Consider the following 15,744-nt stretch of genomic DNA (forward strand, 5'->3'; position numbering starts at 1 on the left):
GTCCGCCTGTCAGATCCACCCCACACCGCACGACCCGCCCGTCCCGTGGCGTCTCCCGAACCACTTCCCGAACACGTCCTCGACGGCCTGACCGACGAGGAGCTCATCGCCTACATCGCCGCGATGCGTTCCCGCGGGAACGCGGAGGCGGCCGCGACGGGGCTCGGGGTGCTCGTCTTCGGCCACTGGGAGAACGTGCGGCGCCGGGTGGCGCTGCGGGTGCCGCCGGTCGAGGTCGAGGACCTCACCGGGGAGATCATCACGAGCGCGGTGCGGTCGGCGTTCGACGGCACCTCGGAGGGCGAGTTCATCGTCTGGCTCGGGACGATCGTCAAGCGCCGGATCGCCGACTTCTACCGGCTGCGCGAGCGGCGCCTGGACACCGCATCGCTCGACTCGATCGCGGAGGGCGGGCGCGAGCCGGCGACGGACGGTGAGATCGACCTGGGCGGGTACCTCGAGGTCCAGGCCGTCATCGTCGACCTGCTCGGCTCGCGGTCGGACGCGCACCGTCGCGTCATCGAGATCATGGTCTTCGACGACCTGCCGGCGAGCCCCGCCGTCGCCGAGGTCGACGGCATGACCGCGGCGAACGCCTACCAGGTCGTGACGCGCTTCCGGGCGGAGCTCCGGCGGCGCCTGGCCGAGCGCGATGCTGACGCAGACCCGGCATGAGCACCGTCGAGCGACTTCTCAAGCAGTTCATCGCCGCCGACCGGAACGGGGGCGACGCGCCGGACCCGGCGGCGTACGTCAAGCAGCTCACGGGCGCCGACCGCGAGGAGCTCATCGTCCTCATCGACGCCTACCTCGCCCGGGCGCCACGCCGCGCCTTCGACCGCGACGCGTTCGCGGCGTCCGGAGCCAGTGCGCTCACCGACGACCTGCAGCAGGCGCTCGACAGCGACGCCGGCACATGGCCCGCGCTGCTGCCGCGCCTGCGTCACCGCGCACGCCTCACCCGCGCGCAGCTCGTCAGCCGCCTGGCCGCCGCCCTCGGCGTCCCCGCGCAGGAGCACACCGTCCATCGCTACTACCACGCGATGGAGCAGGGGACGCTCCCCGCGGACGGCGTCACGGACCGCGTCCTCGAGGCGCTCGCCGCGATCGTCGGGACGACGGCGGACACGCTCCGCAGAGCCGGCGAGCGGATCACGCCCCCGCCCGCCCCTGGGGGCCACGCCGCCTTCGCGCGCCACGCCCGCCCGGACCCGGCCTACCCGTCCTTCGCCGCGCCGCCGGCGATGTCGTCGCCGGGCTTCCACGCGTCCGACCTGCGGGCGACCCCGACGCCCGCCGGCACGCCCGACGAGCGCAGCACCGCCGGCGACGTCGACGCGCTCTTCACCGGCCGCCGCCGGTCAGGTCGCGGGTAGCGCCGGCGACTGTTCGGGGATGGAGCACCGTCCCGACCCGCTGCGCGCCTACGCCAACGCGGTCCGCGCGGGAGACCGCCGGCTCGCCGGCCTCATCGCCGCGCGCGTCTTCCGCCGCGACCGCCGTCGTGCCGCCGCACCGCTACCACCGGAGGCCGGGGGCGGCCCGACGCCCGCCGCCCGCGAGACCTTCCGCCGCCTGCGCGACCACCTCGGGATCTAGGCTGCGCAGACCGTGGAGGAGATCGAAGAGCGCGCGGATCGCATCCTCGCCGGGACCCCGGAGTACCTGTGGGACGGCGAGCGCCTCCCGGTCCCGATCGAGGACATCACGGACTCCGTCTTCGGCCTCCTGGTCCGCGACGTCGTGACCTGGCCGGGGCGCCCGGGGCGCCCGCGGTCGGCGTCGGCCAGTCGCTCAGCGGCCTGCTGCTCCCGTCGCGCGGTGAGATCTGGGTCAACGCCGACGAGGCCCGCCGCTGGCCGCCGCGCCGCCGCTTCACGATCGGCCACGAGGTCGGGCACTGGGTCCTGCACCGCCAGCCCGGGCAGCAGGCGCTCTTCTGCCGCCACACGAGCATCCACGAGCCCGAGCACCCGCCGGCCGAGCCCCCGCGCGACATCGAGGAGGAGGCGAGCGCCTTCGCGGCCGCGCTCCTCATGCCGCGCTGGCTCTTCGTCCGCGAGCACGCCCGCTGCGACGGCGACGTGGAGACGCTGTGCGAGACGTTCGGGACCTCGCGCGCGGCGACCGCGCGGCGGGTGGCGGCGCTGTTCGGCGGTTGAGCGACGGGGACGCCGGACGGGAGCCGGCGGGCGCCCGTCCGTCCGCGGCGCCCCCGATCAGGCACGCGTCTCACGGGTCGTTCGCTCGCGTGCACCCGCAGCGTGCGGTCAAACGTGGGTATATCCCTGTTTTGACCGCACGCTGCGGCAGGTCGACCGCTCGACCGCCCGCCCCCGCCGGCCCGCACCGGCCGCCCACCCGTCACTCCCTCAGCGCCTCGACACAGAACCCCCGGTTCCGCACCACCGCCTCCCGCACGTTCGCCGGCAGGTCGTCGCGCTCCAGCAGCGCGTCGCAGGCCTCGAGCGCCCGCCCCGTCTCGCCGACCCAGTACGCCGCGATCGAGAACTCGAAGCGGATGCCCCAGCGGTAGACCCACGGCTCCACGAACAACACGTCGCTGGCGGGGACGGGGATGGTCAGCGCCCGCTCGGCGAGGACGAAGGCGAGCTGCCAGCGCGCGCGCTCCCGCAGGCCGCCGAGGTGGTCGTAGAGCGCCTCGACCCGCGAGGGCCGGTGCTCCCACGCGCGCTGGAAGAGGTCCGCCGCGAGCGGCCACTCGCCGAGCCGCGCCCGGGCGACGCCGGCCTGGCGCAGCGCGCAGTAGACCTCCTCGTCCCACCCGCCCATCCCGGCCCGCTGCTCGTAACGCTCCGCCGCGTCGGCCAAGCGCCGGAGGCCGAGGTACGTCTGCGCGAGGTAGAAGCACGACCGCGTGTCCCCCGGATTGCGCGCGAGCTCGGCCTCGAGCAGGCGCGCGTCCGCCTGCCAGCGCTGCTCGCGTCCGGTGCCCCCGTCCGCCCGGTCGGTGATCCGGAAGCCCTCCAGGGTCTCCGACACGTAGCCGGCGTCCGACGCGAGGTACTCGTGGACGACGCCCTCGAACCGCCACGCGCGGTCGTTGCGCACGAGGTTCGGCAGCTACCACTCGGCGGTGCCGTCCGCGCTCACGAGCCGCACGTGGTACGCGTCCGCCGTGAGGGACGCCAGGGCGGCCGGGTCCCCCGAGGCGACGTGGTCGGCGTCGAGGACGAGCGTGTAGTCGGCCCGCCCGCGCGCGAGGGCCAGCGCCTCGGTCCGGTTCGCGCCGAAGCTCACCTACGGGCGCACATGCAGCTCGCCCGGCACCCCGGCGAGGGCCGCGCGCACGCGGTCGGGCGTGTCGTCGGTCGAGCCGGTGTCGCAGACGACCCACGCGTCGACGAACGGGCGCACGGCGGCGAGGCAGCGCTCGATCACCGCCGCCTCGTCCTTGACGATGCGCCGCCTCGTCCTTGACGATCATCGCCAGGCAGACCGTCGTCCTCCCGCTGCTCATCGAGGCAGACCCTAGCCGCGTGGGTCATGTGGCCGAAATCACTTCCACCGGCCCACTCCGACGTGCGACCATCGACCGTGGCACCGGAAACCAGGGGGACCAGACCATGTTCGACGTGATCGTTGTCGGGACCGACGGATCGGACACCGCGGAGGAGGCCACGAAGGCCGCGATCGAGCTCGCGGGGCAGCACGAGGCGACGCTGCACGTCGTCAGCTCCTACAAGCCGAAGGGCGCGGCCCACGCGCAGGGCGGCGGGGGCGAGCACTGGGACGTGAAGCCGCGCGACGGCGTCGACGCGATCCTCGAGGCGGCCGCCGCGCGCGCTCGCCGCCAGGACGTCAGCGTCGAGGTGCACGCGTCCAAGCAGGACCCGGCGAAGGCGATCCTCGACGTCGCGGCGTCCGTCGACGCCGACCTCATCGTCGTCGGCAACCGCGGCATGCAGGGGGCGAAGCGCCTCCTCCTCGGCAGCGTCCCGAACAGCATCGCCCACGGCGCGGGCTGCCACGTCCTCGTGCTCAAGACGACCTGACGGCGGCGCTCGTCGCCGCGCTGCATCACGTCGCGCAGCACTCTGGATTTACGCCGGATTCCGGCGTAGTGTGCTGCGCATGATGAGGGGCATCGGGACGAAGACGACGGTGGCGCTCGCCGGGATGGCGGGCGCCGGACTCGCGGCGTCGGGCGGGCTCTCGCTCGCCGTCGCCGCGACGGCGGATCCTCCGCCCAGGCTCACCGAGCTGAAGTACGGCAAGATCCATCAGCCCGGGACGGCCGGCCGCGTCGACCAGTTCCGCCTGATGGTGAACGATCCGAACGGTCAGGTCGTGACGATCACGATCGACTCCAAGGCGGGCGTGCTGAAGGCCAAGCGCGCCTGTGGTGCCGGCGGCCGCATCAACGGCGGCACGACGACGGCCTACATCCCGGCGGTCCTGCCGAAGGGCGCCCAGAAGGTCACCGTCACGCTCAGCTCGACGCACTGCAACGGCCGGAAGCCGGGCAGGCTCCAGCGCAGGACGTTCGTCCGCTATCTCAAGGTCCGGTAGGGCCGCACGGCGGACGCATGACCGGACGGCGGGTCGCCATGCGACCCGCCGCCCGTGACGCGCGGGCTAGAAGATCGACCCGATGCGGAAGGCGAAGGCGAGCGCCTTCGACCTGTGCAGCTTCGGCCCCGCGTTGACGTAGAACCGGTAGGAGCCCCTCCGGTACCTGCGCGGCGCGATGACGCGCCGGGCGCTGACGTAGCCGCACGCGTTCGCGCGGCCGAGCGGGACCCGGCGCAGGACGACGCTGCTGCCCGGCTTCGTCACGAAGCCGTAGAGCGTCTGGTTCGCGAACGGGGTGCCCGAGACGGCAACCTTGCGGTGCGCGCGCGGGCTGCGCGGCGTGCTCGAGATGCTCAGCGCGAGGTTCGTGATGAGCGCGCTGCCGATCGGGACCTCCTGGCCGCCCGTGCCGTAGTCCTGCACGGTGAGGTCGACCCTGCGACCGGCCGTCGGGTTGATCGTCCCGCCGGGCGGAGAGACGTCCTCGATCTGCGCGGTCGCGTTGCCGGCGCCGTCGAACGTCCCGGTCGTCGACCCGGCCGAGCCGGTGCCCGGGCCGCCGGGGACGCTCGCCGCGAGGATGTAGTCGGCTCCGGGGGTGCCGCCGGTCAGGGCGACGACGAGCGGCTCGGAGCCCTTCGTCGGGATGTGCGAGAAGCACGGCTTGGCGACGGTGCCGGTGACGGCGAGCGCGGTCCCCGGGGCGGCGAGCCCCGCGACGACAGCCGCAGCGCCGGCGAGCAACGTGCGCCGGCGACGGGGCGCCGGGGCGATGGACGGGACGCAGAGGTTGAGGTTCACGGGACGACACTTTCCTAAGAACCGGATTCCGTCACCCGCGACGGCGTGTCGCGTGTATGTGCGCGAACCCCAATTCTCGCGCCTCGTCGTCGCGGACCGCCGCGCGCCGCCGCGCGCCGCGATGAGTTCCGCCCGCCCCGACCGTCAAGGACCCTATGAGCGACGCCCCCGCCATCGCGACCCACGACCTGCGCCGGACGTTCAAGGACGTCGACGCCGTCCGCGGCGTGAACCTCTCGATCGCCCCCGGCGAGGTCTTCGGCTTCCTCGGCCCCAACGGCGCCGGCAAGACGACGACCGTCCGGATGCTCTGCACGCTGCTGCCGCCGACCGGGGGCACCGCGACCGTCGCGGGGCTCGACGTCGTGAGGGACGCCGCGCAGGTCCGCCGGTCGATCGGCGTCGCGCTCCAGGAGATCGGCCTGGACCCCGTGCAGTCCGGCCGCGAGCTGCTCGAGCTGCAGTGCGGCCTCTACGGGATCCCGGCCGCGCGCGCGAGGACGCGGGCCCAGGAGCTGCTCGAGCTCGTCGGCCTCGCGGACGTCGGCGAGCGCCGCACGAAGACGTACTCCGGCGGCATGAAGCGCCGCCTGGACCTCGCGAGCGCGCTCGTCCACGAGCCGCAGGTCCTCTTCCTCGACGAGCCGACGACGGGGCTGGACCCCGCCTCGCGGCGCACGGTCTGGGACGAGGTCCGGCGCATCAACGAGGCGGGGACGACGGTCTTCCTCACGACGCAGTACCTCGAGGAGGCCGACCAGCTCTGCGACCGCCTCGCGATCATCGACGCCGGGACGATCGTCGCGGACGGCACGCCGGAGGAGCTGAAGGCCCGGATGGGCCACGACGTCGTCGCCCTCACCTTCGACGACCCGGGCAACGGCACCGTCACCGCGGCGGAGAGGGCGGTCGCGGGCCTCGAGGGCCTCGAGCGCACCGTCACCGAGCGCGACGGCACCGCCCTGTACGTCCGGGACGGCGCCGCCGCCATCACCGAGATCGTCCGCCTGCTCGACGCCGCCGGTCTGCGGGCGAAGACGATCAACCTCGCCCGCCCGTCGCTCGACGACGTCTTCCTGCAAGCCACCGGTCGACGCCTGGAAGGCGCCGAGAAGGAGACCGCCGCATGACCGAGATCGCCCTGCTCGCCCGCCGCTCCGTCCGCGAGATCCTCCGCTACCCCGAGGCGACGATCCCCGGCCTCTTCATCCCGCTCTTCTTCCTCGCCGTGAACGTCGGCCAGGTCGCCAAGACGTTCCCGTCCACGACGCCCTTCCTCCACGGCCAGGGCTACGTCGCCTTTCAGCTGCCGGTCTCGCTCATGTTCGCGGTCGCGACCGCGGCGTCCGGCCTCGCGCTCGTCACCGAGATCGACATCGGCTACTTCGACAAGCTCCTCGCCGCCCCGATCCGCCGCTCGTCGATCATCTTCGGCCGCCTCGCCGCCGACTTCGTGCGCGGCCTCGTCGGCTCGACGTTCGTGCTCCTCGCGGGCTTCGCCTTCGGCGCCCACATCGAGGCCGGCCCGCTCGGGGCGGTGCTGCTCGTCTTCCTCGCCGCCTGCTTCGGCGTCGGCTACGCGGGGTTCGGCGTCCTCGTCGCGCTGCGGACCCGCAACGTCCAGGCGACGAACACGAGCTTCCTCCTGTTCTTCCCGCTGCTCTTCCTCTCGCCGAACTTCGTCCCCTTCGACCGCCTCTCCCCGGTCATGGAGGCGCTCGCGCGCGCGAACCCGGTGAGCTACGTCATCGACGGCCTGCGCTCGCTCGTCATCGAGGGCTGGGAGTGGGACAAGCTCGCCTACTGCACGCTCGTCATCGTCGGCCTCATCGCCATCCTCACGACGCTGTCGCTGCGCGCGATCGAGCAGTACGACCGGTAGGACGCGCGGCCGGCCCGACCCCGCGCGGGTGCCCGGTCGCGGAGCACCCGCGCCGCGGTCGGTCATCATGGGGGTCGATGCTGCAGCGTTACCGAGCGACGGGGGCCGATCTCCCCTTCGCGGACCTCCGGCGTGCCCACGGCGTCGCGATGGAGGGGTACTTCTGGCGGCTCAGCGACCCGGCGTCCGGTCGCGTCATCGTCGCGCTCTGCGGCATCCACCGCGGGCGCGCCGGGTCGCCGTGGGCGAACGTCGCCATCGCGGCGCACCCGGGGGACTTCATCGCCGCCGCCGACCTCGCCGGCGGGACGGCGGACCCGGCCGGCCTCGGCGTCCTCGTGGGCGAGGGGGCCTTCGAGGCCGGGCCGGCGCGCGTGCGCGCAGATCTCGGCGAGCGCGGCGCCCTGGACCTCACGCTCCACGACGTGCACGCCTGGCCGCGCCGCGTGCTCGGCGGGATGGGGACCGGGCAGGTCGTCCCCGGCCTGAGCCAGCACTGGCACCCGCACGTGCTCGGCGCCCGCGCGAGCGGCACCGTCCGCCTCGGCGTGGAGACCATCGACCTCGACGGCTTCCGCGTCTACGCCGAGAAGAACTGGGGCCGGGACGGCTTCCCCGACCGCTGGTGGTGGGGTCACGCGCAGCACTTCGAGGACGCGCCCGACACGTGCGTCGCGTTCGCCGGCGGCGCGGTCACCGTCGGCCCGTTCGACACGACGGCGACCGCGCTCGTCGTCCGCCGCGGCGACACCCTCATCCGCCTCGGCGACCCGGTCCTGTCGCCCGTGCGCGCGGAGGTGGGCGGCGGCTCCTGGCACCTGAGGGCCCGCGGCCCGCGCTGGGGCGTCGAGCTCACGGCGACCGCCGACCCGCAGGACGCGCACGTGCTCCCGGTCCCGCTGCCCGCGCGCGGGTACAGCGTCGCGGGCGCGCTGCAGCAGTTCGCGGGGGACCTGCACCTCGTCCTGCGCCGGCGCGGGCGGATCGTCTACGCGGGCCGCTCGCCGCTCGCCGGCCTCGAGGACGGCGGCCGCGACGCCGTCGAGCGCGAGATCGAGCGGCGGAAGGTGACGGCGTGAGCGCCGCCGGCCACCGTCCCGACCTCGACGCCTGGCTCGCGGACCCGGCGATCCGCACGCGCCACCGGCGCGCCGCGGCGGCCGAGCCGGACGCGGTGTGGGACGCGGCGGCGTCCGTCCGCCTCGACGAGACGCGCACGCTCGGTCGGCTCGTGCAGTGGCGCATCCCGACGACGAAGCCGGACGTCGGCTTCCGCGAGCTGCTGTCCTCGCCGCCGTTCACGGTCCTCGCCGAGGGCGAGCGCTGGTCGGTCTCCGGCCTCTGCGGCCAGATCTGGACGACGAGCGTCGACTACCCGCGCGTCGACGAGCACGCCTTCCGGACCTGGGACCGCTCGCGGACCGTGCGCGTCCTCTTCGGCCACTGGGTCGAGCCCGACGGGGACGGCCGCCACGCGATCGTCAGCGAGGCGCGCGTGGAGCCGGTCGACCGCGCGGCGCGGTGGGCGCTGCGCTCGCTGTGGCTCGGCGTGCGGCCGTTCGAGCGGCTCATCGGCGCCGAGCCGCTGAGCCTCGTCGCGCGCCGCGCCGAGCAGCAGGGCGCCTCGGCGTGACGCGCGGCGGCTAGCCTCGGACCCCGATGGCCGACGACGACTCCACCCCGACCTCGCGCCTGCAGCGCACCGCGCGCCTCGGCGGCCTCGTCGCCGGGCAGGGCGCCCGCGTCGCCGGCGGCCGCGCGATCGACCGCGTCCGCTCCGACGACGCGAAGGCGCGCGCGCAGCGCAAGCGGACCGCCGCCGTCGTCGAGCAGATCGTCGTCCAGCTCGGCCAGATGAAGGGCGCGGCGATGAAGCTCGGGCAGGTGCTCTCGACGATCGAGCTGCCCGGCCTGGAGCCCGAGGACGCCGAGCGCATCAAGGCCCGGCTTGCCGAGCTGCGCGACCAGGCGCCGCGCGTCGACTACCCGCGCCTGGAGAAGCTCATGGCGCAGGAGTGGGGCGAGCCGGTCGGCCGCGTCATGGCGGACATCGACCCGGTCGCGGTCGCCGCCGCGTCGATCGGGCAGGTGCACCGCGCGCAGACGAAGGACGGGCGCGACGTCGCAATCAAGGTCCAGTACCCGGGGATCGCCGAGGCGGTCGAGACCGACCTGCGCAACCTCAAGCTCCTCATGCCGCTGCTCGGCCGGATCGCTCCCGGGCTCGACACGAAGGCGCTCGCGCGGGAGCTCGCCGAGCGGATCTCCGAGGAGCTCGACTACGAGCTCGAGGCGCAGTCCCAGCGGCGCGTCGCGCGCGGCTGGCGCGACCACCCGCACGTCGCGGTGCCCGGCGTCCTCACCGACGTGTCGACCCGCCGCGTCCTCGTCACCGAGTACGTCGAGAGCGAGGGCTTCGGCGTCATGCGCACCCACGACGAGCCCGCGCGCGACCGCTACGCCGAGGTCATCCACCGCTTCTTCCACGACACGGCGGGGCGGCTCGGCCTCGCGCTCGGGGACCCGCACCCGGGCAACGTCCTGCTCGCGCGCGACGGGCGGCTGACCTTCATCGACTTCGGGATGCTGCGCCGGCTGCCGCCGGACTACCTCGCGCGCGAGGGGGACGTCTACCGGGCCCTCCGAGCCGACGACACGGGCGCGCTGCGGCGCACGATGGACGAGCTCGGCTACCTGCCGCCGCCGTGGCGCCACCCGGACGAGCTGCTCTTCGCGTACATGCGCACCGCGGCGGCGTGGATGCTCGACGACCCGCAGCCGCGGCGGCTCTCGGGCACGACCGGCTACGAGATCGCCGACGCGATCTTCGCGCTGCCGGCGGGCTGGCTCGACATGGTGAAGTCCTTCACGCTCCCGTCCGAGGCGGTGCTCCTGCGCCGGATGGAGAACGTCGTCTTCTCGGTCTGCTGCGACCTGCGCGCGAGCGGCGACTGGCGCGCGCTCGCCGACGAGCTGCTCGCGCGCGAGGAGCCGCGCACCGTGCTCGGGCAGGAGCACGCGGAGTGGGTCGCAGGCGGGCGCGGGCGCTGAGCGTGGCTCAGGTTCGCGCTGCGGGAACCTGAGCCACACTCGGGCGGCGGCCTCGGGGTGTGCCCTATCGCCCTGTCAAGACGGCGTGTCGGCGGCCGCATGTGTGCGTTCGCGGGCGCACACGGGCCGGGCCGGGGCGGGGCGCGACGGGCACCTTGGAGGGGTGCATCCGTCCGTCCTGAAGCTCGTGCATCCCTCGGCGCACGCGGCGCTCGAGGCGATCGTGCGGCACGACGCCGCGGCGATCCTCGCCTGCCTCGACGCGGCCGCCCCCCTCGTCGACGGCCCCGTCCACGCCGCGGCCGTCGACCACGACCGCGGTGAGGACGCGCTCGCGCCGGCGTCCGTCCGCTTCGGCCTCGCGGCCGACCGGGACGCCGCCCTCGCCGCCGAGTCGCCCTTCGGCGCCTTCGCGCGCACCTGGGACGCGAGCGCGTTCGCCGGCCCGCGCCTCGTCCCCGACCCCGACCCGCGGGCGGACTTCGAGTTCGTCGAGGAGCGCGAGCGCGTCCTCGAGCAGCTCGGCGAGGGGACGACGCTCACCCGCCACGTCCTCAACGCCGCCGCGCTCGAGGTCAACCGGGCGCTCGCGGACGGCGCCGTGACCGCCCTCCCGCGCACCGAGGACTTCGTCGTCTTCGTCCCGGACGAGGAGCCCGGGGCGCGCCTCATCGCGAACCTCCGCCTCGCGACCCCCGAGCCGGTGGCCGCGCGGCTGCGCGCGCACGGCCTGCTCCCCGACCGCGTCACCGAGCTCGAGGGCTTCTACACGGCCGGCGGGCGAGCGTGAGGCCTGCGGGCGGGTAGCATCGAGCCCCGTGGATCAACTCGCAGACGGGGTGTGGCAGCTCAAGGGCTTCCCGCCGAACAACATCAACGTGTACGTCCTGGGCGACGTCCTCGTCGACGCGGGGCTCGCGTTCGACAAGGGGCGCATCCTCAAGCAGCTGAAGGGCCGCACGATCAGCGCCCACGCCCTCACGCACGCGCACTTCGACCACTACGGCGCGAGCCACGCGGTCTGCGAGGCGCTGTCGATCCCGTTCTGGGTCGGCGAGAAGGACGTCGAGGCGGTCGAGAGCGGCAAGATGGTCGGCCTCGGCGACCGGATGCTCCCGGCGGCCCGCGCGCAGCGCGTCGCGCGTGTCCTCAAGGAGGGCGACGAGGTCGGCGGCTTCACCGTGCTCGACACGCCGGGGCACTCGCCGGGCCACGTCTCCTACTGGCGCGAGAGCGACCGCACGCTCGTCTGCGGCGACGTCATGTGGGGCTACAACCCGTTCCGCATGGGCGGCCCGATCATGGAGCCGTTCTCCTTCGTCAGCCCCGACCACAAGCGCAACCGCGAGTCGGCGCGCCGCCTCGCGGGGCTGAACCCGGCGCTCATCTGCTTCGGCCACGGCGCACCCTGCCGCGACCCGCAGCGCTTCTTCGACGCGGTTGCAAAGCTGCCGGCGGGGTAGACCTGCCGGGTGGCTGCCTGCACCCTCCTCCTCGGTCCCCTCCTGCGGCACGTCGGCGAGACCGACGCGACCGTATGGGTCGAGACCGACCGGCCGTGCACGGTGGAGGTCCTCGGTCAGACCGAGACGACCTTCACCGTCGCCGGTCACCACTACGCGCTGCTCGTCCTCGACGGGCTGGAGCCGGCGAGCGCCACCGCCTACGACGTGCGGCTCGACGGCGCCGTCGCGTGGCCGGCGGAGGGTGAGCCCGGTGGCCTCATCCGGACGCTGGGCGGCGACGGCGGCTTCACGCTCGCCTTCGGCTCCTGCCGCGTCTCGCTCCCGCACGAGGAGCCGTACACGCTGACGAAGGACGAGGACCCCGCGGGCCGCGAGGTCGACGCGCTCGTCGCGCTCGGGCGGCGCATGGGCGGCCAGCCGCCGGGCCGCTGGCCGGACGCGCTGCTGCTCGTCGGGGACCAGGTCTACGCCGACGAGGTCTCCCCGGCGATCGCCGAGCGCATCGCCGCGCGGCGTGACCCGACGGTCGGCGCCGGCGAGGAGGTCGCCGACTTCGAGGAGTACACGTGGCTCTACCGCGAGGCGTGGGGCGACCCCGCGCTGCGCTGGATGCTCAGCGTCCTGCCGACGTCGATGATCTTCGACGACCACGACGTCCACGACGACTGGAACACCTCCGGCACCTGGGAGCGCCAGATGCGCGCGACCGACTGGTGGGAGGACCGCATCATCGGCGCGTACGTCTCCTACTGGATCTACCAGCACCTCGGGAACCTCGCCCCGGCGGACCTGCGCGAGCACGACCTCTTCCAGCGCGTGCGCGCGATGGGCGACGAGGACGCCTGGCCGGAGCTGCGGCGGTACGCGTGCGAGGCGCGGGACGAGGTGGCCGGGACGCGCTGGAGCTTCGTGCGCGACTTCGGCACGGCGCGGATGGTCGTCCTCGACTCGCGCGCGGGGCGCATCATCGCCGACGACACGCAGCGCCAGATGCTGTCCGACGAGCAGTGGGCGTGGGCGGCCGAGCACCTCACGGGCGACGTCGACCACCTCCTCGTCGCCACGACGCTGCCGCTCTTCCTCGCGCCCGGGCTGCACGCCCTGGAGGGCTGGAACGAGGCGGTCTGCGCCGGCGCATGGGGGCGCGGGGCGGCGTGGGCCGGCGAGAAGATCCGGCAGGCGCTCGACCTCGAGCACTGGGCGGCCTTCCGCTCCTCCTTCGACCACCTCGTCGACGAGCTGCGCGCGGTCGGGGCGGGGGAGCGCGGCGCGCCGCCCGCGTCGATCGTCCTCCTCTCCGGGGACGTGCACCATGCGTACCTCGCGGAGGTCGGCTACCCGCGGGCGGCCGGCGTGCAGAGCGCGGTCGTGCAGGCCGTCTGCTCGCCGGTCCGCAACCCGCTCGACCACCGCGAGCGGCGGATGCTCCGCGGCGCGCTGTCGACGTCGGCGAGCATCGCGGCGGGGACGCTCGCGCGGCTCGCGGGCGTCCGCGAGCCGGCCGTGCGCTGGCGCTTCCCCGAGGCCCCGACCTTCGACAACCAGATCGCGTCGCTGTCCCTGCGCGGTCGCGCGGCGCGGCTGACGATCGAGAAGACCTCGGTGGAGGACCGCGCCGCGCCGCGCCTGCACTGCTCGCTGGACCGCATCATCACGGGCGGCTGAGCGGGGGCGGCGCGAGGGGTCGCCCGACGCCCGGGCGCGCCTCCACACAACAGAGCACCTGTTTGGTAAATTCGATTCATGTCCACCACCATGCCGTCGCCCGCGAAGCGGACGATCTTCGAGCCGGAGCACGACGACCTCCGCGAGAGCTACGCCACGTTCCTCCAGAAGGAGGTCGTCCCGAAGTACGACGAGTGGCACAAGGCGCAGCTCGTCGGGCGCGAGCTCTTCACGAAGAGCGCCGAGCACGGGTTCCTCGCGATGGAGGTGCCGGACGAGTACGGCGGCCCCGGCGTGGAGGACTGGCGCTTCAACGTCGTGCTCGCCGAGGAGGCGGTCAAGGCCGGCGTCGGCGACGCGATGGCGGGTCCGCTGCTGCACTCCGATGTCGTCCTGCCGTACATCATGGCCTCGGCCGACGACGAGCAGAAGCAGCGCTGGCTGCCCGGCATCGCCTCCGGCGAGCAGGTCCTCGCGATCGCGATGACGGAGCCCGGCACGGGCTCGGACCTCGCGGGCATCAAGTCGACGGCGAAGCGCGACGGCGACTCCTACATCCTCAACGGCGCGAAGACGTTCATCACGAACGGCATCAACGCCGACCTCGTCGTCGTCGCGGCGCGCACGAGCGAGGACCCGCATCGCGGGCTCTCGATGTTCGTCGTGGAGCGCGGGATGGACGGCTTCGAGCGCGGCAAGCAGATCGAGAAGCTCGGTCAGCACGCGTCCGACACCGCGGAGCTCTTCTTCACCGACGTGCGCCTCCCGGCGGAGAACCTCCTCGGCGAGGAGGGCACCGGCTTCTTCCAGCTCGTCGGGCGCCTCGTCCCCGAGCGCCTCATCCTCGCGGTGAGCTCGACCGCCGGCTGCGAATCCGCGTTCGCGATGACGATGGACTACATCAAGGAGCGCAAGGCGTTCGGCAAGCCGATCGGCTCCTTCCAGAACTCGCGCTTCGCGATGGCCGAGCTCGCGACGAAGATCGAGCTCACCCGCTGCTTCGTCGACCGCTGCATCGACCGCTACGTCGCGGGCACCTGCACCGTGCAGGAGGCGGCGATGGCGAAGTACTGGGCGACCGACCTGCTCTGCGAGGTCACCGACGTCGGCGTCCAGCTCCACGGCGGCTACGGCTACACGATGGAGTACCCGATCGGGAAGGCGTGGGTCGACGCGCGCATCGGCAAGATCTACGCGGGGACGAACGAGATCATGAAGGAGCTCATCGGCAAGACGATGGGCCTGTGACGACCTCGCGCAGGGCGCTCGGTTGCCACTGCGAGTTCCTCGCCCAGAGGCTCGGAACATCGCGGCGGTGACGTGACGCATCGCGGCTAGGGTGGTGCCATGAGCACCCCTCAGCGGCGGACGAACTCCGGCTTCGGCCCGAGGACCACGGCGGCGGAGGTCATCGCCGGCACCGACCTGTCGGGCCGGACCGTGATCGTCACCGGCGGCTACTCGGGCCTCGGCCTCGAGACGGTACGGGCGCTCGCGGGGGCGGGCGCCCATCCCGTCGTTCCCGCGCGCCGCCCGGACCACGCGCGCGCGGCGCTGGCGGACGCCGGGCTCGGGGGCGACGCGGTCGAGGTCGACGAGCTCGACCTCGCCGACCTCGAGAGCGTCGCCGCCTTCGCGGAGCGCTTCCTCGCGACCGGCCGCCCGCTGGCGATCCTCATCAACAACGCGGCGGTCATGGCCTGCCCGGAGACGCGGGTCGGCGACGGGTGGGAGGCGCAGCTCGCGACGAACCACCTCGGGCACTTTGCGCTGACGAACCGCCTGTGGCCGGCGCTCGCGGCCGCGAACGGCGCGCGGGTCGTCGCGCTCTCCTCGACCGGGCACAAGCTCTCGCCGTTCCGCTTCGACGACCCGTGGTTCCGCGAGCGGCCCTACGACAAGTGGCAGGCCTACGGCCAGGCGAAGACCGCCAACAGCCTCTTCGCGGTCCGCCTCGATGCGCTCGGCCGCGACCACGGCGTCCGTGCGTTCGCCGTCCACCCCGGCGGGATCATGACCCCGCTGCAGCGCCACCTCACCCGCGAGGAGATGATCGTCAGCGGCTGGATGGACGAGGAGGGCAACCTGCACGAGCGCTTCAAGACCGTCGAGCAGGGGGCGGCGACCTCGGTGTGGGCGGCGACGTCGACGGCGCTCGACGGCGAGGGCGGTGTCTACTGCGAGGACTGCGACGTCGCGGACCCGACCGAGGTCGGGTCGCCCGAGGCGCGCATCCGCGGCGTGGACGCGCACGCGATCGACCCGGACGCGGCCGCGCGCCTGTGGGCATGGTCGGCGGAGGTCACCGGCGTGGACGCCTTCGCGGGCGCGCCGTCGTAGGGG

The 15,744-nt window shown here is 73.9% G+C and carries 20 protein-coding genes; 16 read left to right on the top strand and 4 right to left on the bottom strand.

Going from position 1 to position 15,744, the window contains the following annotated elements; translation table 11 throughout:
• Positions 1-45 precede the first annotated feature (45 nt).
• The 4 genes from NBH00_RS03090 (at position 46) to NBH00_RS03105 (ending at position 2,162) form a co-directional block, all read left to right on the top strand.
• On the top strand, positions 46-675 hold the full coding sequence (locus tag NBH00_RS03090) for an RNA polymerase sigma factor (RefSeq protein ID WP_254571889.1): 630 nt from the start codon (positions 46-48) through the stop codon (positions 673-675).
• A complete protein-coding gene (locus NBH00_RS03095; RefSeq protein WP_254571890.1) occupies positions 672-1,376 on the top strand; it encodes a hypothetical protein in 705 nt (234 codons plus the stop codon). The genes NBH00_RS03090 and NBH00_RS03095 overlap by 4 nt, the downstream gene beginning before the upstream one ends.
• 19 nt (positions 1,377-1,395) lie before the next feature.
• Positions 1,396-1,599 carry a hypothetical protein gene (locus tag NBH00_RS03100; protein ID WP_254571891.1) on the top strand — a complete coding sequence of 68 codons (204 nt, stop codon included), beginning with the start codon at positions 1,396-1,398 and terminating at the stop codon, positions 1,597-1,599.
• Positions 1,600-1,667: 68 nt separating this feature from the next.
• Positions 1,668-2,162, top strand: a complete 495-nt coding sequence (locus NBH00_RS03105; RefSeq protein ID WP_254571892.1) for an ImmA/IrrE family metallo-endopeptidase — start codon at positions 1,668-1,670, stop codon at positions 2,160-2,162.
• 202 nt (positions 2,163-2,364) lie between these two features.
• Here NBH00_RS03105 and NBH00_RS03110 read toward each other — a convergent pair whose 3' ends face one another.
• Genes NBH00_RS03110 through NBH00_RS03120 form a run of 3 tightly spaced genes read right to left on the bottom strand, consistent with a single transcriptional unit; the run spans position 2,365 to position 3,402 of the window.
• A complete protein-coding gene (locus NBH00_RS03110; protein ID WP_254571893.1) occupies positions 2,365-3,072 on the bottom strand; it encodes a tetratricopeptide repeat protein in 708 nt (235 codons plus the stop codon).
• Between the two features lie 12 nt (positions 3,073-3,084).
• Positions 3,085-3,261, bottom strand: a complete 177-nt coding sequence (locus tag NBH00_RS03115; RefSeq protein WP_254571894.1) for a hypothetical protein — start codon at positions 3,259-3,261, stop codon at positions 3,085-3,087.
• Positions 3,262-3,402 (bottom strand): hypothetical protein, encoded by a 141-nt coding sequence (locus NBH00_RS03120; RefSeq protein ID WP_254571895.1) that lies wholly within the window; start codon positions 3,400-3,402, stop codon positions 3,262-3,264. It lies immediately after the preceding gene.
• Between the two features lie 185 nt (positions 3,403-3,587).
• Between NBH00_RS03120 and NBH00_RS03125 the strand changes: the two genes are divergently transcribed.
• Positions 3,588-4,016, top strand: coding sequence for a universal stress protein (locus NBH00_RS03125; protein ID WP_254571896.1), 429 nt, complete (start codon positions 3,588-3,590; stop codon positions 4,014-4,016).
• Positions 4,017-4,095: 79 nt separating this feature from the next.
• Positions 4,096-4,533, top strand: coding sequence for a hypothetical protein (locus NBH00_RS03130; protein ID WP_254571897.1), 438 nt, complete (start codon positions 4,096-4,098; stop codon positions 4,531-4,533).
• A 66-nt stretch (positions 4,534-4,599) separates the two neighbouring features.
• Here the strand turns inward: NBH00_RS03130 and NBH00_RS03135 are convergent, their stop codons facing one another.
• On the bottom strand, positions 4,600-5,337 hold the full coding sequence (locus NBH00_RS03135; protein ID WP_254571898.1) for a hypothetical protein: 738 nt from the start codon (positions 5,335-5,337) through the stop codon (positions 4,600-4,602).
• A gap of 155 nt (positions 5,338-5,492) precedes the next feature.
• On the opposite strand from NBH00_RS03135, the gene NBH00_RS03140 reads away from it, so the two are divergent.
• From NBH00_RS03140 to NBH00_RS03185, 10 genes are all read left to right on the top strand, one after another.
• A complete protein-coding gene (locus NBH00_RS03140) occupies positions 5,493-6,467 on the top strand; it encodes an ATP-binding cassette domain-containing protein (protein ID WP_254571899.1) in 975 nt (324 codons plus the stop codon).
• Positions 6,464-7,219 carry an ABC transporter permease gene (locus NBH00_RS03145; protein ID WP_254571900.1) on the top strand — a complete coding sequence of 252 codons (756 nt, stop codon included), beginning with the start codon at positions 6,464-6,466 and terminating at the stop codon, positions 7,217-7,219. The genes NBH00_RS03140 and NBH00_RS03145 overlap by 4 nt, the downstream gene beginning before the upstream one ends.
• A gap of 77 nt (positions 7,220-7,296) precedes the next feature.
• Positions 7,297-8,298 carry a tocopherol cyclase family protein gene (locus NBH00_RS03150; RefSeq protein WP_254571901.1) on the top strand — a complete coding sequence of 334 codons (1,002 nt, stop codon included), beginning with the start codon at positions 7,297-7,299 and terminating at the stop codon, positions 8,296-8,298.
• Positions 8,295-8,852 (top strand): hypothetical protein, encoded by a 558-nt coding sequence (locus NBH00_RS03155; RefSeq protein ID WP_254571902.1) that lies wholly within the window; start codon positions 8,295-8,297, stop codon positions 8,850-8,852. Before NBH00_RS03150 ends, NBH00_RS03155 begins: the two co-directional genes overlap by 4 nt.
• 26 nt (positions 8,853-8,878) lie before the next feature.
• Positions 8,879-10,270: an ABC1 kinase family protein gene (locus tag NBH00_RS03160; RefSeq protein WP_254571903.1), complete on the top strand. Its 1,392-nt coding sequence runs from the start codon at positions 8,879-8,881 to the stop codon at positions 10,268-10,270.
• A gap of 163 nt (positions 10,271-10,433) precedes the next feature.
• Entirely contained in the window at positions 10,434-11,060 is a 627-nt protein-coding gene (locus tag NBH00_RS03165) for a hypothetical protein (protein ID WP_254571904.1), read from the top strand.
• 28 nt (positions 11,061-11,088) lie between these two features.
• On the top strand, positions 11,089-11,733 hold the full coding sequence (locus tag NBH00_RS03170; RefSeq protein WP_254571905.1) for an MBL fold metallo-hydrolase: 645 nt from the start codon (positions 11,089-11,091) through the stop codon (positions 11,731-11,733).
• A gap of 9 nt (positions 11,734-11,742) precedes the next feature.
• Positions 11,743-13,401, top strand: coding sequence for an alkaline phosphatase D family protein (locus NBH00_RS03175; RefSeq protein WP_254571906.1), 1,659 nt, complete (start codon positions 11,743-11,745; stop codon positions 13,399-13,401).
• Positions 13,402-13,479: 78 nt separating this feature from the next.
• Positions 13,480-14,649, top strand: coding sequence for an acyl-CoA dehydrogenase family protein (locus tag NBH00_RS03180; protein WP_254571907.1), 1,170 nt, complete (start codon positions 13,480-13,482; stop codon positions 14,647-14,649).
• A gap of 99 nt (positions 14,650-14,748) precedes the next feature.
• Positions 14,749-15,741: an SDR family NAD(P)-dependent oxidoreductase gene (locus tag NBH00_RS03185; protein ID WP_254571908.1), complete on the top strand. Its 993-nt coding sequence runs from the start codon at positions 14,749-14,751 to the stop codon at positions 15,739-15,741.
• Positions 15,742-15,744: the final 3 nt, after the last annotated feature.

It is taken from the genome of Paraconexibacter antarcticus, assembly GCF_024220175.1.
Taxonomy (GTDB): Bacteria; Actinomycetota; Thermoleophilia; order Solirubrobacterales; family Solirubrobacteraceae; genus Paraconexibacter; species Paraconexibacter antarcticus.